Origin of the sequence: Alteribacillus sp. HJP-4 (assembly GCF_042139015.1) — a bacterium.
Lineage (GTDB): Bacteria > Bacillota > Bacilli > Bacillales > Marinococcaceae > JBHIKY01.
Genome location: NZ_JBHIKY010000004.1, coordinates 131,277 through 154,025, shown reverse-complemented (window position 1 = coordinate 154,025; position 22,749 = coordinate 131,277). Strand labels below are relative to the sequence as shown.

The window sequence follows — 22,749 nt, the reverse complement described above, 5'->3', positions numbered from 1 at the left end:
TAGATCGGTGGGTGGAAAAAGCCTTTCCTGCCCTGCAGAACTGGCGCAGAATTTTTCATGCTGAACCAGAAACAGGTTGGACTGAATATGCTGCGACTTATCGAATTACGAAAGAACTGGAGCAACTGAATGGAGAAGTATTTACAGGAAAGGATGCCGTCGCATCGGAAAAGCGAATGGGACTTCCTTCTTCTACAGAATTGAAAGCGGCAGAGGAGCGGGCACTTCATGTGGGTGCCACTTCTTCCTTTATGGAAAAGCTGCAGGGAGGACACACTGGTGCCGTGATCCGCTTTCATACCGGAAGACCGGGACCTCATATAGCTTTTCGGGTAGATATTGATGCATTGCCGGTACGGGAAGATAGCACTCCTTCTCATTTTCCAGTGAAGGAAGGTTTTGCTTCTGAACGGCCTGACCGTATGCACGCCTGCGCCCATGACGGACACAGTGCTATTGGACTCGCACTTGCTTGGTATATTTCGGAACACTTAGATGAGCTCTGCGGTACCATAACCGTACTCTTTCAACCTGCCGAGGAAGGCAGCAGAGGGGCTGCAGCTATGGTTGCAAAAGGGTGGCTTGATGACGCTGATTACTTTATCGGAGGTCATATTGGCATTCAGGATGCCTCAGTCGGAACCATTGCAGCAGGAGCAGATACCTTTCTTGCGACAACGAAATTCAATATAAAATTTTCTGGCAAAGCTTCTCATGCCGGGGCAAAGCCCGAGGAAGGCAGAAATGCACTTCTGGCAGCAGCTGCTGCTGTGCAGAATATGCACGCAATTCCCCGTCACTCAGAGGGTCAAACCAGGATTAATATTGGAACATTATCTGCAGGCAGCGGTAGAAATGTGATACCGGATAGTGCGTATTTAGAGGGAGAGACACGCGGAGAAACAACGGAGCTGGATCAGTGGATGTTTTCAGAAGTAAAACGGATAGTGGATGGAGCAGCTCAAATGTATGGAGTATCTTCTTCCATTGAGGTCTGCGGCTGCGGGATCGCTGCTGAATGTGATGTAGAATTCAGTCAGATTGTCAACCGTGCCGGGGATGCCTCGCGGTTTATCTCACGTGTTCACCCTTCTCTGTCAATTGGTGCATCAGAGGACGCAACCCAAATGATGAAGCATGTCCAGAACCGCGGGGGGTCAGCTACCTACATGCTGTTTGGAACGCCTCTGGCGGCAGGTCATCATCATCCATCGTTTGATTATGATGAAACGGTTCTGAAAAGCGGTCTGGCCGCTTTCATTCATACCATGCATATTGTCTTAGAGGAGGACAAGCAATGATTTCATGGCTGCAGGATACGCTGCTGCGTTTAAATGTCACAGACACAATGGAACAGACGCAGGGATTTACAAGATTAGGGTATACAAATGATGAGACGTCAGCTATGCAGGCTTTCACGGACATTGCGTTCGAAATAGACTTATATGTGCGAACCGATGAAGCGGGCAATAAAATAGCCAGTTGGTTTCCTGATAGTAAAGTTGCCTCTCAAAGAGGAGCATTAGCAATGGGATCGCACCTGGACACTGTTGAACGCGGCGGAGGCTATGACGGTGCTGCTGGAGTCCTTTGTGCTCTCGGAGCCGTAAAGAAGCTGAAGGGTGAAGGAATAAAGCTAAATCGTCCAGTGGAAGTGATCTGCTTTGCTTCGGAGGAATCCGCCCGTTTTGGAGTGTCCACCATCGGCAGTAAAGCTATGAGCGGCCTGCTCACAACTCGTCTTGCAGATGAACTTAAGGGCGTCACTGATAAACATGGCACATCCATAAAAGAAGCTCTGGAAAGCCAGGGCAATTCATGGGATTTTGTCACAGAAGCTGTACGTCCTAAAGAAGACATTTATCGCTTTATAGAGCTTCATATTGAACAGGGCCAACGGGTTGAAAATGCAGGTGCTGATATCGGCGTAGTCCATGCGATAGCCTGTCCAATCCGCTTGAAAATACATCTTAAAGGGAAAGCAGGCCACACCGGCACAACGCCAATGAACAGTCGCAGAGATGCATTTGCCACTGCGGCTCCATTAATTTCTTTTATACAGCAGCGGGCGGAGGAGCTCTCAGAGGGGCCGAATCCTGTTGTCGCGACGGTAAGCACGGTGGAGGTTTTGCCAAATGTAATGAACGTTATACCTGGTGATGTTCTGCTCGGCGTGGACATCCGCAGTGTGGAGGATAGTTTGAAAATCCAGATGGAAGAGGAGATTCGCAGGAAAGCGGAAGAAATTGAACAAGACACTTCTATTATAATAAACATTGAAAAATTAGTAGACAATCCTTCCGTATTCCTGGACGCTGAGACACTCGATGAATTGCGGACAGCAGTGCAAAAAACAGGTCTTTCTTCCTTTAATCTTGAAAGCGGCGCCGGACATGACGTTATGAATATGGCTTCGAAATGGAAAACAGGGCTGCTATTTATCCGCTGTAAGGATGGTCTCAGCCATCATCCGGAAGAGCACGTCGAACTCAAAGATTTAGATTATGGAGTGCAGGCATTGGCTGCTTATGTTAAACAGGAGGCAGGTGCTGAATAAGTGAACATTCGAATCGGTGCAGTCGGACCGGAAGACTCTGTCAAAGGGTTATTAAAAGAGATTCAAGCTTTTCCGGATTTTCAGGCTGCTCCGTTTTATTATGATAAAACGGAAGATGTAAAAGAAATTATTGAAAACCACCGTTCCAACATTGATTTTTGGTTGTTTTCTGGTCAGGCCCCATACCATTTTGCACAAACAGAAGGGCTCGTGCATGAACAGGACTCCAGCTATCCGCCACTGTATGGTGCAAGCTTACTTGGAAGACTTCTTGAAGCTCAATACGAGAAAAACAAGTTGTTTAAAAGTATCAGTCTCGATACGATTCAAAAGGAAGAAATTGTTGATGTGAAAAATAGTTTCTCGTTAAACGAGCTGGCTGTTTATCCATTTCCGTATACAGGGTATCTGCCAGCGGAATCGATTATTTCTTTTCATACCGGTTTGTATAAGGAAGGAAAGATTGAAGCAGCTTTCACCTGCATCCGGGAAGTATATCTGGCCCTGCAGGAAAAAGGTATACCCTGTTACCGGGTGACGCCGGCAAAGCTTGCCGTGCAGCTCACATTAAAATATGCGCGGGAACGGGCCTATTCTTCTTTGTACCGTAAAGCCCAGCTTGCGATTGCGGGAATGGAGGTAATGGCTTCTCCGTCAGAATCCGAGGAAGATTATTATTCGTTTCAACGAAAGCATAAAGAGTTGGAAATGAAGCGTTTACTGCTGCGCTATGCTGAATCTGTCTATGGCTCATACGTCCAAATGGGTGATGGGTTGTTTTTTATATACACGACACGTGGGGAGCTCGAACGGGACCGTGATGCCCAATTGTTTCAGCTTCGTCACGATATTCAAGTGCAGGCAGGTCTTACTGTGCGTACGGTAATCGGATACGGGCGGACCGCCATAGAAGCAGAGCAGCATGTCAGGCGTGCTTTTCAGGAGGCGCGAAAGCATTCTTCGCCGCTTATTGTCTCTGTGGACGAGGATAAGAAGGTCCACGAGCATATTGAATCGGATAAAGCGATATCCTATCAGCAGCGGAGCTTTACTATGCCGCTTGAAGTAGAAGAGGGCAGCAAGCATCTCAGTCCCGGGGTCGTTTCAAAAATAGAATCTTTTTCCCGTTATTATAATCAGAACATTGTCACGGCACAGGATATTTCCAGGTGGCTGAAAAGCTCGAACCGCAATGCAAGAAGAATCCTCTCTGCTTTAGAAGAAATGGGCTACGCCAAAATCAGCGGAGAAGAACAGTCGGGGCAGCGCGGGCGCCCACGAAAAGTATATGAGCTAACCTTTCGGTCTTTGTGATGACTGAAAGGTTTATTTATCATTTAGTCAACGTAAAAGGTTCAGCTTAGGGCTTATTTATATACTACTTGGAAAAATGCATAAAAGTCAGGTACTGAACGAGGACGCTTTCCGCTGGAAAGAGCAAGTCAGCGACGAAAGTAAAACATGGACAGCGGGCAGGATGCGGCCATGAGATCTGTTATTCAATAAAAAATTGTGCTGTTCGAATGATTGGCGGAAAGGAGGTACGCTATTGGCAGGAATTAGCAAGAAACAGCCTCATTATTCTGCCGATAGCGGAACTTCCGGCAAAATTAGATAAACAAGCTTTTTGGAACGAATAGCGGAACCAGTTTCCGGAGAGCTGGCCGTGGCCCTTTTTCCGAGAAGACCGAAAAGTACTGATGTGGAGATCACCGCAGTATTCCCCGGGAAATTATAAATGAATTTAAAGGACAAAAGCCTGAAACTGCTGATTAAAACCAGCTTTCATGCTTTTTTTTAAATAATATTATGCTTGATTTTAAACCATTCAGGGTGCAGGTGATGTAGCCTGCCGGCATCTTTATAGCCTGCGTCATATATATTTTCTAATTTGCGGGCGCTTTTTTCTGTGCGTTTCACTCTTACGTCTGCAGAAGGGCGCAGAACCTTCACTTGTCCATCATTTTCTAATTTTTCAATATAAGCCAATGTTTCGTTGTATTTGCGTGGGCGGTCTATCATGGCCTGGACAAGGGCGGGATACTGCTTATAAAAACGGCGGGCGACCCGGCCTAAGCTGAACGGTTTTTTTCGGTACCCTTTTTCTCTTGTAAGTATAACTATATTGGCATTATTGCCGTCTTTCATAGATTTATTGATAGGGATGGGATCAGCCACGCCACCGTCTAATAATTCAAAGCCTTTATAGGATACAATCGGGGAGAGCATGGGAAGGCTGCTGGAAGCACGCACTGCTGCAAACAAATCATCATCTTGATTCGGATATGAAATATAATGGGCGCTGCCTGTTTTGCAATCAGTCGTGCCGATCACAAATTGCTGGCCGTTTTGATGAAACGGTTCTATGTGAAGTGGAATGATATTTCTTGGCACTTCGTGAAAAAGAAAATTCATGCCGAATAAGCTTTTTTCTGTCCAGAGGTTTTTCAAACTTATAAATCGCGGATCATTTATTAATCCGATATTAACCTCTTTGTTTCTTCCTTTTTGTCTCGATAGGTAAGAGCAAGCGATAGAAGCCCCGGAAGACACTCCAATTACATAAGGAAAATAAATTTCATTATCTAGAAAATACTCAAGGGCGCCTGCCGTGTAAAGTCCGCGCATCCCCCCGCCTTCCAAAACTAAGCCGCTTTTCATATTATTCATCCCCGTTTTCGTTGTGAAATATCAAAATAATAGTAGCAAACGTCTGAGAGCAATACAAGCAGCTGACTTAGAGTAAAATATTGGATGTTGGAGAAAACTACCTTAAAAGACGAGAAGAAGGTGGGAAAATGCCGTTTGTGGAATGTGTCATCACAGAAAATGCACCTTACAAGGTGCGGCAGGAGGAAACAGAAAAAGTAGTAGAAAAGCTGTTCAGCGATAAATTTCAAGATATTCAGCGATTGATGAAAGTATTCAAAAATACTGAGATTCAAACCCGTTACTTCGCTGCTCCGCTTGAATGGTTTGAAAAAGAACACGGCCTTGAGGAAAAAAATACAAAGTATGTAACAGAAGCTGTCCGGATGGGCAGCCGGGCTGTACAACGCTGTATGGAAGAATCGAAAACAAACAAAGAAGAAATTGAAGCAATCATTTTTGTATCCAGCTCAGGTATGGCAACCCCGACGATTGATGCGAGAATCATGAATGAGCTTGATCTGCCTGAACATATCAAGAGAATACCATTATGGGGACTGGGCTGTGCGGGAGGGGCTGCCGGACTCAGCCGCGCTCATGAATACTGCCTCGCTTACCCTGAAGCGAAGGTTCTGCTTTTATGCATTGAGCTCTGCAGCTTAACTCTGCAGCGCGGGGATTTTTCGAAAAGTAATTTAATCGGTACCTCTTTGTTTGCAGACGGCTGTGCATGCACATTAGTAGCCGGTGAACAAGCAGCAAATGTTCAAGGAAGGCTGCGGACTGCAGCTACATATTCTACCTTGATGCCTCACTCAGAGGACGTAATGGGCTGGGAAGTGAAGGATGAAGGTCTACATGTCGTTTTTTCGAGAGATATTCCATCCATTGTCGAAAATTGGCTCAAACCAAACGTAGATTCATTTATGAAAAAAATCGGGAAGACGGTGGAAGACATCACTCATTTTGTCGCGCATCCCGGTGGGAAGAAGGTGCTGGGAGCATATGAGACGTCGCTTCAATTTGATCAAGAAAAAACAGAGACGTCCCGAAAGGTTCTGGCTTCGTATGGCAATATGTCTTCGCCGACGGTTCTTTATGTATTAAAGCAAGTGATGGAAAACTGGCAGGGAAAGACGGAGCAGGGACTGCTGACAGCACTCGGGCCTGGTTTTTGTTCAGAAATGCTGTGGCTGGAATGGAAAGGGGACGAAGGAGCATGATCTTTAATACGTTTCTATTTCTTATTATTCTACAGCGCATCGTTGAGCTTATATACGCCCGTAAAAATGAAAAATGGATGCGGGCCCGCGGTGCAGTAGAAGCTGGACAGAAGCATTATAAATGGATCGTTACGCTGCATATCTTATTTTTCATCTCGCTTTTATTGGAGACTGCAGTAGATGGAAGAGAGCTTGCCCCGGGATGGGAAGTATTTATGATATATTTTGGAGCCGCTCAATTATTGCGGATATGGAGTCTCACTTCCCTTGGTCCTTATTGGAATACAAAGATATTTGTTCTGCCAGGTGAAAAAAGGATAGCCCGTGGACCTTATCGATGGATATCACATCCGAATTATCTTGTTGTCATGGTCGAAATTGCTTCTCTGCCATTAATATTTGGAGCCTGGCGGACGGCTCTGATATTTTCAGCTGCAAATGCCGTCATGCTCTTTTTTATTAGAATACCTGCGGAAGACAAAGCATTGAAGCTGTATGTCCAAAAATAACAGAACAGGCAAGGCTGCAGTCCAACTGACATTCAATAATTTTCCGTTTATAATAAAAGAAAAGTTGTGAATAGCCGTACAGGGGGAAGGGCGTTGAAAAACAAACCAAAAAGACGAACATTCATTGTAGAAAAGGGAGAAACAATCGGGGATTGTCTCGATCGTATTAAACGAGAGGGTTATATTCCGGTTCGCAGAATAGAGAAACCTATCTTTGAAGAAACGGTATTAAACGGGAAAACGGATAAAATTCCGGTTCAGCAGCAGATAAAATTTGAAACAAAGTTAGAATAACCGAACATTCGTAATAGAAGGGGCTGAATCGTTCGATAATTCGTTGACAGATTTCATTACATGCTGTTAAGCTAGAATGGAAGCAAAACGACAAATTTCACAATAATATAATTTCCTCGTATAAAGACAGGGATAGGGCCTGAAGGTATCTACCCGGCAACCGTAAATTGCCGGACTATGAGGGAGAGTATGCACACATTTGTGAATCATCCATCAGGAAATCACGGAGGTTTTTTATGCTCTTATTTCCGAACGATTCACGATTCAGACCCGGTATGCAGGCTGCTTTCTCCCATTAGAAAGAGCCGTAGCCCGGGTTATTTTTTTCCATCAAGAGTAAAATTAGAGGGTTTGAAGTGATTCATGAGAGGAGAAGTGAGCATGCCGGAAGTTGGAGTGATTATGGGAAGTACGTCAGACTGGGAAACGATGCAGCACACGTGCTCAGTACTTGACGAATTGGAGGTGTCCTACGAAAAAAAAGTAGTGTCCGCCCATAGGACACCGGACCTGATGTTTGAGTACGCTGAGTCTGCAAGAAGCAGAGGCTTGAAAGCTATCATTGCAGGTGCAGGCGGAGCGGCCCACCTTCCAGGAATGGTAGCTGCAAAGACCACGCTGCCTGTAATCGGGGTTCCTGTTCAATCGAAAGCATTGAATGGTCTGGATTCGCTTCTGTCGATTGCGCAGATGCCCGGAGGAGTACCGGTAGCGACTGTTGCCATCGGGAAAGCAGGTGCGACCAATGCCGGCCTGCTGGCGGCGCAGATGATTTCTGCGTTCGACGAAGAGGTTTTCGACAGGCTGCAGAAACGTCGCGATGCTATGAAAAAGAAAGTGCTTGAAACGGGGGATTTGTCATGAGTCGTTTTATTCCTCCCGGTAAAACTATAGGCATTCTAGGCGGCGGACAGTTGGGCCGTATGATGGCAATTGCTGCAAGGCCGATGGGATACCGTATTGCTGTACTCGAACCTAAAAAGGATTCACCCACAGGTCAGACGGCGGATAAAGAAGTTGTAGCGGCATACGATGACCGCAGCGGTGCTGAAGAGCTTGCGGAAATTTGTGATGTCCTCACTTATGAATTTGAAAATATTGATGGGGAAACTGCTTCTTTTTTGGAAGAGACTCTTTACCTCCCGCAGGGAAGCGGGCTCCTTACTACAACACAGCACCGTCTGAAGGAAAAAACAGCACTTGAAAAAGCTGGAGTTCAGGTTGCCCCGTACGTTCCGGTAAGGACAAGTGAAGATTTGGAACAGGCGCTTTCCCGGCTTGGCAGACCGGCTGTTTTAAAGACATGCCGTGGTGGTTATGACGGTAAAGGCCAGGTCGTCATTAAGGAAGATACATCCGCAGAAGAAGCTTTCGCGGAGGTAAGTAAAGGACTGGAAGCGGATTTAGTTTTAGAAGCATGGATTCCATTTGTAAAAGAGATTTCTGTAGTGGTGACAAGAAGCACCACTGGAGAAACTACAGCTTTTCCAACGGGAGAAAATAAACATGTTAACAGCATTCTGCACCAGACGATAGTACCTGCCCGGATTTCAGTGGAGCTCACAGAGAAGGCTGAAGCAATAGCGTTTCAACTGGCTGAAAAGCTTAACCTGGTCGGCACACTTGCTGTAGAAATGTTTGTAGTAAATGAGGATACCTTGTATGTCAATGAACTGGCACCGCGCCCTCATAATTCCGGGCATTACACGATTGAAGCCTGTGAAACATCACAGTTTGAACAGCATATCAGGGCAGTCTGCGGCTGGCCGCTCGGGTCCTGCGAGCTGACGAAGCCAGCTGTCATGACAAATATTCTTGGACAGCATATCCCATACGTGATGGACCACTTAACTGATTTTGCGAAGGGGCATCTTCATCTCTACGGAAAGGATGAAGCAAAGACCGGAAGAAAGATGGGACATTGGACAGTAACCGGGAAAAGCGTGGAAGAGGCGCTTGAGAAAACGGAAGAGGTATGGCCGGAGTATCTCACTATAGATAAATAGAAAAGATCGAGTGGAGGAAATTTCATGATTGAACGGTATACACGCCCGGAAATGGGTGCCATCTGGACGGAGGAAAATCGCTTTAACGCCTGGCTGGAAGTGGAAATCAGCGCCTGTGAAGCATGGGCAGAGCTTGGAGATATTCCTAAAGAAGATGTTTTAAAAATAAGAGAAAATGCCGGCTTTAATGTAGAACGTATCCTGGAAATTGAAGCCGAAACACGCCACGATGTCGTGGCCTTCACAAGGGCGGTTTCTGAAACTCTCGGAGAGGAAAGAAAATGGGTTCATTATGGACTTACCTCGACCGATGTTGTTGATACGGCACTTTCCTATTTGTTGAAGCAGGCAAATGATATTCTTCTGCAGGATCTAGAGCAATTTTTATCTATTTTGAAAGAAAAGGCACTCGAGCATAAATATACGGTTATGATGGGCAGAACCCACGGTGTGCACGCGGAGCCGACGACATTCGGCTTAAAGCTCGCTCTCTGGTACCAGGAGATGAACAGAAATCTTGAGCGTTTCAAAGCAGCGGCTGAAACGGTGCGGTTCGGAAAGCTTTCTGGTGCCGTCGGGACCTTTGCCAATATTCCCCCTTTCATTGAAGAGTTTGTTTGTAAAAAGCTTGGATTAGAAGCAGCACCAGTATCAACCCAGACCCTGCAGCGCGACCGCCATGCACACTATATGAGCACGCTCGCACTTATTGCCACCTCTATTGAAAAGATGGCTGTTGAAATCCGCAGCCTTCAAAAAAGTGAAACACGTGAAGTGGAAGAATTTTTTGCCAAAGGGCAGAAAGGCTCTTCTGCGATGCCTCATAAACGTAATCCGATCGGCTCGGAGAATATGACCGGTCTGTCCCGTGTGATCCGTGGACATATGCTGACGGCTTATGAAAATGTACCTCTCTGGCACGAACGTGATATTTCCCATTCCTCCGCAGAAAGAATTATTCTTCCTGACGCGACGATCGCGCTTAATTATATGCTGAATCGATTTGGAAATATCGTGAAGAATCTGACGGTATTTCCGGATAATATGAAAGCAAACATGGACAGAACCTTTGGTCTTACTTACTCGCAGCGGGTTCTGCTTTCTCTCATTAATAAAGGGATGGTGCGAGAGGAAGCGTATGACCTTGTCCAGCCGAAAGCGATGGAAGCGTGGGAGAAAGGAGTTCCTTTCCGCGGTTTGGTGGAAGAGGAGCCACGTATTACAGCAATGCTCTCAAATGAAGAAATTGATGCGTGCTTTGACTATAATCACCATATGAAAGAGGTTGACACCATCTTCAAACGTGCCGGACTTGAGTGATGGCGTTTTTATGGGGGGGCCAGGCCCCGCCGATTTTTACACATTTGACATAAATTACCGTTTTATTTTGATATTGGGAGGCAGTGTCATGGAAAAACTGGAGCTTCTGTATGAAGGAAAAGCAAAAAAGCTTTTTAAAACCGACGATCCCGACCTTCTCTGGGTGGCATACAAAGATGATGCCACAGCATTTAATGGAGAGAAAAAAGACGTACTGGAAGGGAAAGGCAGACTCAATAACGAGATTTCCTCGCTTCTATTTGAAAAGCTTGCGGCTTCTGGCATTCAAAGCCATTTCGTTGAGAAGCTTTCTGATACAGAGCAGCTTGTTCGCCGCACCGACATTATTCCGCTTGAGATAGTGGTGCGTAACATCGTGGCAGGAAGTCTTCACAAACGCACCGGTGTGGAGGAAGGCACAGTTCTTTCAGAAGCAGTTGTGGAATGTTATTACAAGGATGATGATCTCGGTGATCCGCTTATTAACGAGGACCATATCCGCATGTTAAATGCAGCGGAGCCTGACCAGGTGAGCGGCATGAAAAGAGCGGCACTCGCAGTCAATGAAACTTTGAAAAAGCATTTTGACAGCCGCGGTCTGCTGCTTGTTGATTTTAAATTGGAATTTGGAATAACCACAGAAGGCGAGCTCCTCTTATCTGATGAAATTTCTCCTGACACGTGCCGGCTCTGGGATAAAGAAACAAAGCAGAAATTCGACAAAGACTTGTTTCGATTCGGCCTCGGTTCACTTCAGGATGGCTATAACGAAATTCTAAAAAGGCTGGGAGGATCCATACATGGTTAAGGTGCAGGTATATGTAACATTAAAAGCGGGGGTACTCGATCCCCAGGGAAGTGCTATTGAAAATTCTCTTCATACAATGGGCTACAAAGAGGTCAAGCAGGTGCAGACCGGAAAATTTATAGAACTCGACATGGAGAATACGAAGGATCTTGAGGAACGAGTAAAGGAAATGTGCGAAAAACTATTATCTAACCCAGTTATTGAAGATTATACGTACACGATCGGGGAGGGTGTCTCTTCATGAGATTCGCAGTAATCGTCTTTCCCGGCTCCAACTGTGATGATGATATGCTCCATGCGATAGAGGAAGGTCTTTCAGAACATGTAGAAAAAGTCTGGTACACCGACACAAGTGTCGCTGAATATGATGCCATTCTGCTTCCCGGCGGCTTTTCATATGGTGATTACCTTCGTTCCGGAGCTATCGCCCGCTTTGCGCCCGTCATGCAAAGCGTGATTGAGGAAGCGGAAAAAGGCAAGCCTGTCCTTGGTGTTTGTAATGGATTTCAAATTCTGCTGGAAGCAGGGATTCTGCCTGGAGCCATGCAGCGCAATAAATCACTGAAATTTATCTGCCGTCCTGCAGAACTTACGGTGGTAAACAATGAAACTGGTTTTACAAAAGACTACGATAAAGACGAATCTATCACAATCCCTGTGGCACATGGAGAGGGTAATTACTATTGCGACGAACAAACGTTGGAAACTCTCCGTGCAAACAAGCAGATTGTGTTCACGTATAACGATGATATTAATGGCTCTGTGGCAAGTATTGCCGGCATTATCAATGAGAAAGGCAATGTCCTTGGCATGATGCCCCATCCGGAACGAGCGACAGCCGATATTCTAGGGAGTTCAGACGGTTTAAAGCTTTTCCAATCGATTTTGAAAAACTGGAGGGAATCCCATGTCCTTACTACTTGAACCAACACCACAGCAAATTAAAGAGGAAAAAGTATATCAGGAGATGGGTCTGACGGACGCTGAGTTCACTATGGCCGAAGAAATCCTTGGCCGCCTTCCAAATTATACAGAAACCGGATTATTTTCCGTTATGTGGTCTGAGCACTGCAGCTATAAACATTCCAAGGTCCTTCTAAAAAAGTTCCCGGTCAGCGGGGAAAAAGTACTGCAGGGACCGGGAGAAGGTGCCGGCATCATTGATATCGGCGACGAGCAGGCAGTAGTTTTTAAAATTGAAAGCCACAATCATCCTTCTGCTATTGAACCATATCAAGGGGCAGCCACCGGTGTCGGTGGAATTCTGCGTGATGTTTTCTCCATGGGTGCGAGGCCGGTTGCTCTCTTAAACTCGCTTCGTTTCGGTGAGCTGAACAATCCTCGTGTCCGTTACTTGTTTGAGGAAGTGGTAGCAGGTATTGCCGGCTACGGGAATTGTATCGGTGTTCCAACTGTCGGAGGAGAAGTCCAGTTTGACCCGTGCTACGAAGGAAATCCACTTGTGAATGCAATGTGTGTCGGTCTCATTGATCATAAGGATATTCAAAAAGGGCGTGCGAGCGGGGCAGGGAACACGGTGATGTACGTCGGAGCAAGCACCGGAAAAGATGGTATTCACGGGGCTACGTTCGCCTCCGAAGAGCTGAGTGACGAATCAGAAAGCAAGCGGCCATCGGTGCAGGTCGGCGACCCGTTTATGGAAAAGCTTCTTCTCGAAGCTTGTCTCGAACTCGTACAGCTTGATTCTCTTGTCGGTATTCAAGACATGGGGGCGGCAGGACTTACTTCTTCCTCAGCGGAAATGGCCAGTAAAGCCGGGTCAGGTATCGAAATGGATCTTGACACTGTGCCGCAGCGTGAAAAAGGAATGAGCCCGTATGAAATGATGCTCTCGGAATCGCAGGAACGCATGCTGCTTGTTGTAGAAAAAGGGAGCGAGCATGAGGTAAAGGAAATTTGTGACCGCTGGGGACTGCTGTCCGCTGAAGTCGGTACCGTGCTTGAAGAAAAACGACTCCGCCTTCTGCACGAAGGAAAACTTGTCGCTGACGTACCGGTAGATGCATTAGCGGAAGAGGCACCGGTATATCACCCACCTTCAAGCGAGCCGGCATTATTTGCACAAAATCAAGTAGAAAAGCCGTTCGTCCCAGAAATTGATGATTACGCAGCTACACTTCATTCCCTGCTGTCCCAGCCGACCATCGCAAGCAAGGAATGGGTATTTGATCAATACGATTATCAAGTTCGCACTAATACAGTAGTACATCCTGGTTCAGATGCCGCAGTTCTTCGTGTCCGCGGTAAAAATAAAGCACTTGCCATGACAACGGACTGCAACTCAAGGTATTTATACCTCGACCCGGAGACAGGTGGAAAAATTGCAGTGGCAGAAGCTGCACGAAACATTGTCTGCTCTGGAGCAGTTCCTCTCGGCCTGACAGACTGCCTGAATTACGGAAGTCCGGAAAAACCGGAAATCTTCTGGCAGCTGGAAAAATCAACAGATGGCATGAGTGAGGCCTGCAGAGCACTGGCAGCGCCGGTAATCGGCGGCAATGTTTCCCTCTATAATGAAACGCAAAAAGGAGCAGTCTATCCGACTCCTGTAGTTGGTATGGTAGGACTGGTTGAAGATTTAGAACACATTACGACGCAGGCTTTTAAAAATAAAGGTGACAGAATCTACGTCATTGGTAAGGCACAGGCAGAATTTGGGGGAAGCGAACTGCAGAAGCTCCTTCAGGGGAACATTTCAGGGAAAGCTCCTGTGCTTGATCTGGAGGTAGAAAAACAGCGTCTGGAGCAGCTTCTTGCAGCGATCCGTGAAGGCTGTACAGCCTCTGCCCACGATCTGGCAGAAGGAGGGCTTGCGGTTGCTGCATCGGAAAGCTTGATGGGAACGAGTCTTGGAGCACAAATAACAATCGGACCTGAAACGGCAGCCGAGTTATTTTCAGAAACACAGTCCCGCTTTCTCGTAAGTGTCCCTGAGGCACAGAGTGATGCGTTTGAAGCCATTGTGAAGGATGCAGAGCATATTGGAACGGTAACAGACGATAAACAGCTTGTTATTCAAAATACTTCAGGAGAAACCGTGCTGCAGGCAGCTTTAGAAACACTAGAGAGCGCCTGGAAAGGAGCAATTCCATGCTTGGTGAAATCAAAGGCTTAAACGAAGAATGCGGAGTATTTGCGGTATGGGGGCATAAAGACGCAGCGCAGATCACGTATTACGGACTGCACAGTCTCCAGCACCGTGGACAGGAAGGGGCCGGCATTGTAGTCAGTGACGGAGAGCGTCTTTCCATTCATAAAGGACTCGGCCTCGTGACAGAAGCTTTTAAAGAAGGAGAGCTTGACACTCTTCACGGTCATTCTGCTCTCGGCCATGTCCGCTACGCCACAGCAGGCGGCGGCGGCCTTGTGAACTGCCAGCCGCTCCTGTTTCAATCGCAGACCGGCGGACTTGCCGTTGCACACAATGGCAACCTTGTAAATGCCAATGGGGTAAAGCATCAGCTTGAAAGCCAGGGAAGTATATTCCAATCAACCTCGGACACGGAAGTACTTGCTCACTTAATCAAACGAAGTGCATACCCGCGGCTTGAGGACAAGCTTGCAAACTCCCTGCAGATGTTAAAGGGAGCCTATGCATTTGGGATTATGACTGAGGAGAAGCTGATGGTGGCGATGGACCCTAACGGTCTGCGTCCGCTTTCGATCGGCAGGCTTGGAGACGCTTATGTCGTTGCTTCTGAAACATGCGCCTTTGATGTCGTCGGAGCAACCTTTGAACGCGAGCTGCAGCCTGGTGAAATGGTAACGTTTGATGAAGACGGTATGCATACCGAGCTCTTTTCCGGCTCAGCCAACCGCACGATCTGCAGTATGGAGTATGTTTATTTTGCACGACCAGATTCAAATATAGATGAAATAAATGTGCATACAGCAAGAAAAAGGCTGGGGAAACAGATGGCAAACGAAGCCCCTGTGGAAGCAGATGTGGTGACGGGTGTGCCTGACTCTTCCATCTCTGCTGCGATTGGATATGCAGAGCAGGCCGGTATTCCATATGAGCTCGGATTAATTAAAAACCGCTACGTCGGCCGTACGTTTATTCAGCCTTCACAGGAACTGCGTGAACAGGGAGTAAAAATGAAATTGTCACCTGTACGTGGTGTCGTAGAAGGAAAGCGTGTCGTTATGGTTGATGATTCCATTGTCCGTGGTACAACAAGCCGGAGAATTGTCAGGCTGCTGAAAGAAGCCGGAGCCACTGAGGTTCACGTTCGGATCAGCTCGCCTCCGATTACTCATCCATGTTTTTATGGTATTGATACCTCAACCAAATCAGAGCTGATTGCAGCGAGTCATACTACAGAAGAAATGCGTGAAAAAATGGGCGCCGATTCTTTATCCTTTTTAAGCATCGACGGCCTCCTGGAAGGGGTGGGACGCGATAAGCGCCAAACGAACTGCGGCCAGTGTCTTGCCTGTTTTACCGGAAACTATCCTACAGAGATTTACCAGGATACGCAGCATCCACATGATAAAGTAATGAACGGATAATGGAAGAAGGAGGCCCAGCCATGTCTGAGGCATATAAACAAGCCGGTGTCGACGTAGAAGCCGGCTATAAAGCGGTAGAACGAATGAAAAAACACACCGCCCGTACGATGCGCCCGGAGGTAATGGGCGGTCTCGGAGCTTTCGGAGCAATGTTTGATATTTCTGAGCTTCCTTACAAAGAACCAGTGCTCGTATCAGGTACAGACGGAGTGGGTACGAAGCTGATGCTTGCTTTTCAAATGGACAAGCATGACACAATCGGAAAGGATGCAGTGGCAATGTGTGTAAATGATATTGCCGTACAGGGAGCGGATCCGCTTTATTTTCTCGATTATCTTGCTCTCGGAAAGGCTGCACCTGAAAAAGTGGAAGCCATCGTTAAAGGCATTGCTGATGGATGTGAAGAAGCCGGCGCGGCATTAATTGGCGGAGAAACCGCCGAAATGCCGGGAATGTACAGTCCGGATGAGTATGATGTGGCTGGATTTACGGTAGGTGCCGCTGAGAAACAGTCTCTCATCAGCGGAGAGAGCATCCGGGAGGGAGATGTCCTTATCGGAGTCAGCTCTTCGGGAATTCACAGCAACGGATTTTCCCTTGTGCGGCGTGTCCTTTTTGAGCAGGCCGGTCTGGATGTGAAGGTAACGTATGAGCCGTTTCAGCGACCACTCGGGGAAGAGCTCCTGGAACCAACCAGGATATATGTAAAAGCTATCCAAGCATTACGACGTGCAGTTGAGGTGAAAGGGATGGCCCACATAACCGGAGGCGGTTTTTATGAAAATATTCCACGAATGCTGCCAGAGGGACTTGGTGCTTCTGTTCAGCCGCGAAACTGGGAAGCACCCGCTATCTTTTCATTTTTGAAAAAGCATGGTTCATTAACGGACCGTGATATGTTTGGAACGTTCAATATGGGCATCGGCCTGATTACTGCAGTGCGAAAGAAAGAAGAAGAAACGGCACTGCGAGCACTCCGCGAAAACGGAGAAAAAGCTGAAGTAATCGGTAATGTAACCGATTCAGGAAAGCTTTTCATTGAGGGGGTTTCCTCTTAATGAACATTGCAGTGTTCGCCTCTGGCAATGGCTCTAATTTTCAGGCGATTGCAGATGCGGTCAAAGAAGGCCGGCTCAAGGCTGATATTAAACTTCTGGTTTGTGACAAGCCGGAAGCAGGGGTAGTAGAACGCGCCAGCCAGGCTGGTGTGCCGGTCTTTTGCTTTCGTCCGAAGTCATATGAAAACAAAGCCGCTTTTGAAAAAGAAATCGTAGAAGAGCTTGAATCCAGGCAAGTGGAAATCATTGCATTGGCAGGGTACATGCGCCTGATCGGGGACACTCTGCTTCATGCCTTTGATAGACGGATTGTAAATATCCATCCGTCTCTTTTGCCTGCTTTTCAAGGAAAAGATGCTATCGGCCAGGCCTGGAAAGCCGGCGTAAAAGTCACCGGCGTTACCATTCACTGGGTTGATGCTGGAATAGATACAGGAGAAATTATCGCGCAACAGCCAATCGATATAAAGGAATCGGATTCTCTTCGTTCCTTGACTGCAGCGATACAGGCGGAGGAGCACCGCCTATACCCTGATACACTTCAGAGGTTAACGAGTTCGATATCGAGAAGGGAGTCTGAAAAGATATGAAACGAGCACTTATCAGTGTTTCTAATAAAGAAGGAATTGTTCCTTTTGCTAAAAAACTCGAAGCGGGAGGAGTGGAAATTGTCTCCACGGGAGGGACAAGCCGTATTTTGAAAGAAGGCGGGGTAAAAGTTACCGGTATCTCCGATGTGACGGGTTTTCCAGAAATTCTCGACGGCCGCGTGAAAACACTCCATCCTTTTATTCACAGTGGACTTCTTGCTGTCCGTGACAGCGGGGATCATTTAAAGCAGCTGGAAGAACACAGCATTACTCCGATCGATCTTGTGGTAGTAAACCTGTACCCGTTTAAAGAAACGATTGAAAATCCAGACACTGGCTTTGAAGATGCAATCGAAAACATTGATATCGGCGGTCCAAGTATGCTGCGGGCCGCGGCAAAAAATCATAAATTCGTAACGGTTGTAACCGACCCGGAGGATTACGAAAAGGTTTTGAACGAGTGGCTTGAGCATAATGAAGTACTCGCAGAAACGAAAAGACAACTGGCTGCAAAGGTATTCCGCCACACTGCCGCGTATGATGCGATGATTGCATCATATTTAACAGAGCAGACCGGCGAACGTTATCCTGAAACGTATACAATCACATACGAGAAAAAACAGGACCTCCGTTATGGGGAAAATCCTCACCAGCAGGCTGCCTTTTATAGAGAACCAATCGGCCCGGTCAGCTCTATCGCAAATGCCATTCAGCTTCACGGGAAAGAGCTTTCCTACAACAATATTAACGACGCCGAAGCAGCTCTTTCCATTGTGAAGGAATTCGGTCAGCCGGCTGCTGTCGCTGTGAAACATATGAATCCCTGCGGTGTTGGAGCAGGAGAGACAGTGTCTGCTGCATTCAATAAAGCGTTTGAAGCGGATCCTGTTTCTATATTCGGAGGCATTATTGCATTTAATAAAGAAGTCGATGCGGCAACTGCTCAGAAACTCCGCGAAATTTTTCTTGAAATTGTCATTGCTCCGACTTTTACCCAGGAAGCTCTTGACATTTTAACGGAAAAGAAAAATCTCCGTCTATTAACTGTATCACTCGATGAAGAGCCGCTGGAACGCTCAAAGATTACTTCCATTCACGGCGGTGCTTTGGTTCAGGAAGAGGACAGAAAAGGCTTCCTTGATGCAGATGTGCGTGTCGTTACAGAAAGAGAGCCGACAGAAAAGGAATGGCAGGACTTGAAACTTGCCTGGAAGGTCGTCAAGCATGTGAAATCAAACGCGATTCTGCTTGCGAAAGAGGAAATGACAGTCGGAGTCGGTGCAGGCCAGATGAACCGGGTCGGTGCTGCAAAAATTGCCATTGAACAGGCAGGGGGAAAAGCAGAAGGAGCTTCCATGGGATCCGATGCCTTTTTCCCGATGCATGACACGGTGGAAGAAGCAGGAAAAGCCGGAATCACAGCAATTATCCAGCCCGGCGGCTCCATAAAAGATGAAGATTCCATTAAAAAAGCAAATGAACTCGGCATTGCCATGGTATTTACCGGCATGCGCCACTTTAAACACTAAGGAGTGCTGGAAAAAATGAAAGTACTTGTGATAGGAAGCGGCGGAAGAGAGCACGTTCTTGCCTGGAAAGCGGCCCGGGATCAAAGTGTGGATCAGGTGTATGCAGCGCCTGGGAGCCCGGGAATGACCGACGTGGCAGAATGCACAGGCATTAGTGAGCATGATCAGGATGCGATTGTGAGCTTCGCCAAACAGAACAGGATTGACCTGACAATTATCGGGCCGGAGGCTCCGCTGCTTGCTGGACTTGCAGACCGTCTGCTCGACGAAAAACTGATGGTGTTTGGCCCTACCCAAAAAGCCGCTTTAATTGAAGGAAGCAAGTCATTTGCCAAATCAATCATGAAGCAATACAACATTCCTACCGGCTCCTATGAAGTATTTTCTGACTATGATAAGGCAGCGGATTATGTGAAGCAGCAGGGAGCACCGATTGTTGTAAAAGCGGATGGCCTCGCAGCCGGGAAGGGCGTTACCGTGGCTTTTACTGAACAGGAAGCTTTCGATGCACTGCATGACATACTAAATGATGAGAAGTTTGGTGAAGCAGGAGCAGAGGTTGTGCTCGAGGAATTTCTCGAAGGAGAAGAGCTCTCATTGATGGCGTTTGTCCATGGGGAAACGGTGGTCCCGATGGTCGGAGCACAGGATCACAAGCGCGCGTATGATGGAGACAAAGGCCCGAATACAGGCGGAATGGGAGCCTACAGCCCTGTTCCGCAGTTCGGAGATGAAGATATTTCCCGTGCTGTGCGGGAAGTCCTGCAGCCGGCAGCCTCAGCACTCGTAAAGGAAGGACGTTTCTTTACAGGGATTTTGTATGCGGGGTTGATGATGACAGCAGCAGGCCCGAAGGTAATTGAATTTAACGCCCGCTTTGGCGATCCGGAAGCCCAGGTTGTCCTGCCGCGTCTGGAATCGGATATGTCAGCTGCAATTATTGGGCTGCTGCAGGGAGGTAAACCGGAGCTGTCATGGTCCAAGGATGCTGTCCTTGGAGTGGTGGCGGCATCAATTGGCTACCCTGGATCCTATGAAAAAGGAAAACCAATTAAGCATATTCCTGAAGCAGATCTGCTTTTCTTTGCGGGAGTAAAGAAAGAAGGAAGTGAGCTCCAGACTGGTGGAGGCCGCGTACTGCTTCTAGCCGAAAAAGCAGCACAGCTGAATGAAGCAAAAGAAAAAGTATACGATAAGCTTCAACAATTGGACGACACGTATTTATTTTATAGAAAAGACATTGGCGATAAAGCTATTTTCCGCGCTTCTTCCGATATTTAGAAATTAATATCACTGCAATAATTCCGATGATAAGCGCATAAACGAACAAAGTATCAATAGCAAAATCTGATAAAAATTCATCACGCATAAGAAACACTCCTTTACTGCTATAGCTATTTTAAGAAGCCAGCCCACATGTAGAGCTGGCTTTTTATTATCTTTTATGGAACATTTTATAACAAATTAAAAATGGAACATCCTAATACCTGATATACTAAATAAGTTGGAATTGGCGCTAGACCCCTGTCTTAAATGAATGAGTGTTGTTTGGGTATGCTCCGTCCGCCTTTACTTCCTTTTGCTGCTCGATACTGTCGGTCAGCATTTTAGTCATCGGACAAAATCGTGTAATTCCTTCCGCAGTTTTCATCGCGCCGATCAATGCCCAGACTGTTACCATACCGTCGCTGCGGCGTTTGTGGAAGGCTCCGGATGCCCAGGAGAGAATGGTTAAGCCGGCGGTAATACGAATTAGTGCATTCAACGTTCCGATGTTTGGTTTCATCGTATAGACTCCTTTGTAAATCAATTTGTGTCGATTGACGCATCACCGTCACATCCTTTCATGGAGTAACGGGAAAAGTTATGGTAAAATAAAATGCAATGATCAGCTCAGAAAGCAGGTGACTTCAATGGCAAACCATTTATTCCGCTGGGATAAGCTTGCACTACGCAGACAGCTATCCGTAATCCGCGGTGAAATTGCTCCATCCATTGTACTAAAAAACGCGACCTTTTTAAGCAGTGCCAGAAAAGCCTGGATGAATGGTCATATCTGGATTTATGAAGATCGTATCGTTTACGTCGGAAACGACTGGCCGGGTAAGACAACGGATACAGAGGTGATAGATTGTGAAGGGAAATACATAGTCCCTGGATATATCGAACCTCATGCGCATCCGTTTCAGTTATATAATCCCCACACGCTCGCAGAATATGCGGCGGTGCGAGGCACCACTACCCTCATAAATGACAATATGTTTTTTTATTTAAATATTGAAAAAAAGAAAGCGCTTACCCTTATTGAAGAGCTTGACCAGCTCCCGTCCTCCATGCTGTGGTGGGCAAGGTATGATGCTCAGACAGAGCTCGAAGATGAGGATACTCTCTTTTCCCCATCCAATATGATGGCATGGCTGCATCATCCGTTAGTTGTGCAGGGGGGAGAATTAACTTCCTGGCCGAAGGTGATTACAGGTGATGATACCATCCTTCATTGGATGCAGCAGACGAAGGAAATAAATAAGCCGATTGAAGGTCATTTACCGGGAGCATCCGAGAGCACCATTACTCAAATGACTCTTTTAGGAGTAAATGGCGACCACGAAGCCATGAATGGTGAAGAGGCGCTCCGCCGCCTGGATATCGGCCTGACAACCTCCCTTCGATATTCGTCTATCCGGCCGGATTTACCTGTTATCCTGGAGGAATTAATGGAAGCAGGAGTTAAGGATTTTTCACGATTTACCTTCAATACCGATGGCTCCACTCCAGCTTTTTACAGACAGGGAGTCATCGATAAAGCCATATCGATCGCGATTGATAAGGGGGTCCCTCTTATTGATGCATATGAAATGGGATCTTATAATGTGGCGCGTCAATATGCTCTTGATGAGCATTTAGGAATGATTGCTCCAGGAAGAATCGCTCATTTAAATATCCTAGAAGATAAAGAAAACCCGGTACCGAAAGCAGTTATTGCTAAAGGCCGGTGGGTGCTGCGCGATGAGAAGCCGGTCTATCCGGAAAGGCACTTCTCCTGGGAAGAATATGGTGTAAGGCCGTTCATGATTGACTGGGAGCTCACAGAGGATGACCTCCATTTTTCTATGCCGATGGGTATTGAGCTTGTTAATTCAGTAATCTTAAAGCCATACCAGATATCTGTGGATGTTACAAATGCACAGCTGGCCGAGCACCACGATGAATGTTTCTTTGTCATGCTGGACAGGTTCGGAAAATGGCGCATGAATACTGTAATAAAAGGATTTGCAACACACATCGATGGGTTTGCCACGACATTTTCGAATACCGGTGACATCGTACTGATCGGAAAAAATAAAGATGATATGTGCAAAGCATTTGAGGCATTGAAAAAACATGACGGGGGCATGTTTCTCGTAGAAGATGGAAAAGTGATTGAGAGTATTCCGTTGAAGCTGTTTGGGGCGATGTCACTGGAACCGATGGATAAATTAATGGGGATGCATGAGAGCATGACAGCCGCTCTAAAGGAAAGAGGTTATCTGCATGAGGACCCAATTTACAGCCTGCTTTTCTTTTCCTCTACGCACCTTCCTTATGTCCGGGTCACCCAAAAAGGAATTTTTGACGTTCATAAGAAAACGGTACTCTTTCCCTCGATTATGCGTTAAACTATAAAAGTGAAAGT

The 22,749-nt window shown here is 46.8% G+C and carries 21 protein-coding genes and 1 riboswitch; of the genes, 19 read left to right on the top strand and 2 right to left on the bottom strand.

Going from position 1 to position 22,749, the window contains the following annotated elements; genetic code table 11:
- The first annotated feature begins 11 nt into the window (after nt 1-11).
- Genes ACE4RR_RS05235 through ACE4RR_RS05225 form a run of 3 tightly spaced genes read left to right on the top strand, consistent with a single transcriptional unit; the run spans nt 12 to nt 3,871 of the window.
- Nucleotides 12-1,301: an amidohydrolase gene (locus tag ACE4RR_RS05235; RefSeq protein WP_375534349.1), complete on the top strand. Its 1,290-nt coding sequence runs from the start codon at nt 12-14 to the stop codon at nt 1,299-1,301.
- Complete coding sequence (locus ACE4RR_RS05230) at nt 1,298-2,557, top strand: M20 family metallo-hydrolase (RefSeq protein ID WP_375534348.1); 1,260 nt, start codon at nt 1,298-1,300, stop codon at nt 2,555-2,557. Before ACE4RR_RS05235 ends, ACE4RR_RS05230 begins: the two co-directional genes overlap by 4 nt.
- On the top strand, nt 2,558-3,871 hold the full coding sequence (locus tag ACE4RR_RS05225) for a helix-turn-helix domain-containing protein (RefSeq protein WP_375534347.1): 1,314 nt from the start codon (nt 2,558-2,560) through the stop codon (nt 3,869-3,871).
- Between the two features lie 483 nt (nt 3,872-4,354).
- Here the strand turns inward: ACE4RR_RS05225 and ACE4RR_RS05220 are convergent, their stop codons facing one another.
- Nucleotides 4,355-5,218, bottom strand: a complete 864-nt coding sequence (locus ACE4RR_RS05220) for a patatin-like phospholipase family protein (protein WP_375534346.1) — start codon at nt 5,216-5,218, stop codon at nt 4,355-4,357.
- Nucleotides 5,219-5,355: 137 nt separating this feature from the next.
- Between ACE4RR_RS05220 and ACE4RR_RS05215 the strand changes: the two genes are divergently transcribed.
- The 15 genes from ACE4RR_RS05215 (at nt 5,356) to purD (ending at nt 20,357) form a co-directional block, all read left to right on the top strand.
- Nucleotides 5,356-6,429, top strand: a complete 1,074-nt coding sequence (locus tag ACE4RR_RS05215; RefSeq protein WP_375534345.1) for a type III polyketide synthase — start codon at nt 5,356-5,358, stop codon at nt 6,427-6,429.
- Nucleotides 6,426-6,938: an isoprenylcysteine carboxyl methyltransferase family protein gene (locus tag ACE4RR_RS05210; RefSeq protein ID WP_375534344.1), complete on the top strand. Its 513-nt coding sequence runs from the start codon at nt 6,426-6,428 to the stop codon at nt 6,936-6,938. Before ACE4RR_RS05215 ends, ACE4RR_RS05210 begins: the two co-directional genes overlap by 4 nt.
- Nucleotides 6,939-7,031: 93 nt before the next feature.
- Nucleotides 7,032-7,232: an NETI motif-containing protein gene (locus ACE4RR_RS05205; RefSeq protein ID WP_375534343.1), complete on the top strand. Its 201-nt coding sequence runs from the start codon at nt 7,032-7,034 to the stop codon at nt 7,230-7,232.
- Between the two features lie 96 nt (nt 7,233-7,328).
- A riboswitch (purine riboswitch) is annotated at nt 7,329-7,430 on the top strand.
- Between the two features lie 183 nt (nt 7,431-7,613).
- Nucleotides 7,614-8,096, top strand: coding sequence for a 5-(carboxyamino)imidazole ribonucleotide mutase (gene purE, locus ACE4RR_RS05200; protein WP_375534342.1), 483 nt, complete (start codon nt 7,614-7,616; stop codon nt 8,094-8,096).
- Entirely contained in the window at nt 8,093-9,238 is a 1,146-nt protein-coding gene (gene purK / locus ACE4RR_RS05195; protein ID WP_375534341.1) for a 5-(carboxyamino)imidazole ribonucleotide synthase, read from the top strand. The genes purE and purK overlap by 4 nt, the downstream gene beginning before the upstream one ends.
- A 24-nt stretch (nt 9,239-9,262) precedes the next feature.
- The gene (gene purB / locus ACE4RR_RS05190; protein WP_375534340.1) at nt 9,263-10,558 is read left to right on the top strand and encodes an adenylosuccinate lyase; all 1,296 of its coding nucleotides are present in this window, start codon (nt 9,263-9,265) and stop codon (nt 10,556-10,558) included.
- 88 nt (nt 10,559-10,646) lie between these two features.
- A complete protein-coding gene (gene purC / locus ACE4RR_RS05185; RefSeq protein WP_375534339.1) occupies nt 10,647-11,366 on the top strand; it encodes a phosphoribosylaminoimidazolesuccinocarboxamide synthase in 720 nt (239 codons plus the stop codon).
- A complete protein-coding gene (purS, locus tag ACE4RR_RS05180; protein WP_375534338.1) occupies nt 11,359-11,610 on the top strand; it encodes a phosphoribosylformylglycinamidine synthase subunit PurS in 252 nt (83 codons plus the stop codon). Before purC ends, purS begins: the two co-directional genes overlap by 8 nt.
- Nucleotides 11,607-12,290: a phosphoribosylformylglycinamidine synthase subunit PurQ gene (purQ, locus tag ACE4RR_RS05175; protein ID WP_375534337.1), complete on the top strand. Its 684-nt coding sequence runs from the start codon at nt 11,607-11,609 to the stop codon at nt 12,288-12,290. Before purS ends, purQ begins: the two co-directional genes overlap by 4 nt.
- On the top strand, nt 12,274-14,502 hold the full coding sequence (gene purL, locus ACE4RR_RS05170; protein WP_375534336.1) for a phosphoribosylformylglycinamidine synthase subunit PurL: 2,229 nt from the start codon (nt 12,274-12,276) through the stop codon (nt 14,500-14,502). The genes purQ and purL overlap by 17 nt, the downstream gene beginning before the upstream one ends.
- Nucleotides 14,478-15,899 (top strand): amidophosphoribosyltransferase, encoded by a 1,422-nt coding sequence (gene purF, locus ACE4RR_RS05165; RefSeq protein ID WP_375534335.1) that lies wholly within the window; start codon nt 14,478-14,480, stop codon nt 15,897-15,899. Before purL ends, purF begins: the two co-directional genes overlap by 25 nt.
- Nucleotides 15,900-15,919: 20 nt before the next feature.
- A complete protein-coding gene (gene purM, locus ACE4RR_RS05160; RefSeq protein WP_375534334.1) occupies nt 15,920-16,957 on the top strand; it encodes a phosphoribosylformylglycinamidine cyclo-ligase in 1,038 nt (345 codons plus the stop codon).
- Nucleotides 16,957-17,547, top strand: coding sequence for a phosphoribosylglycinamide formyltransferase (purN, locus tag ACE4RR_RS05155; RefSeq protein ID WP_375534333.1), 591 nt, complete (start codon nt 16,957-16,959; stop codon nt 17,545-17,547). The genes purM and purN overlap by 1 nt, the downstream gene beginning before the upstream one ends.
- The gene (gene purH / locus ACE4RR_RS05150; protein WP_375534332.1) at nt 17,544-19,076 is read left to right on the top strand and encodes a bifunctional phosphoribosylaminoimidazolecarboxamide formyltransferase/IMP cyclohydrolase; all 1,533 of its coding nucleotides are present in this window, start codon (nt 17,544-17,546) and stop codon (nt 19,074-19,076) included. Before purN ends, purH begins: the two co-directional genes overlap by 4 nt.
- Nucleotides 19,077-19,091: 15 nt before the next feature.
- Nucleotides 19,092-20,357: a phosphoribosylamine--glycine ligase gene (gene purD / locus ACE4RR_RS05145; protein ID WP_375534331.1), complete on the top strand. Its 1,266-nt coding sequence runs from the start codon at nt 19,092-19,094 to the stop codon at nt 20,355-20,357.
- 235 nt (nt 20,358-20,592) lie between these two features.
- Here the strand turns inward: purD and ACE4RR_RS05140 are convergent, their stop codons facing one another.
- A complete protein-coding gene (locus ACE4RR_RS05140) occupies nt 20,593-20,862 on the bottom strand; it encodes a YgaP family membrane protein (RefSeq protein WP_375534330.1) in 270 nt (89 codons plus the stop codon).
- Nucleotides 20,863-20,989: 127 nt separating this feature from the next.
- Between ACE4RR_RS05140 and ACE4RR_RS05135 the strand changes: the two genes are divergently transcribed.
- Nucleotides 20,990-22,732 carry an adenine deaminase C-terminal domain-containing protein gene (locus ACE4RR_RS05135; RefSeq protein ID WP_375534329.1) on the top strand — a complete coding sequence of 581 codons (1,743 nt, stop codon included), beginning with the start codon at nt 20,990-20,992 and terminating at the stop codon, nt 22,730-22,732.
- Nucleotides 22,733-22,749 lie beyond the last annotated feature (17 nt).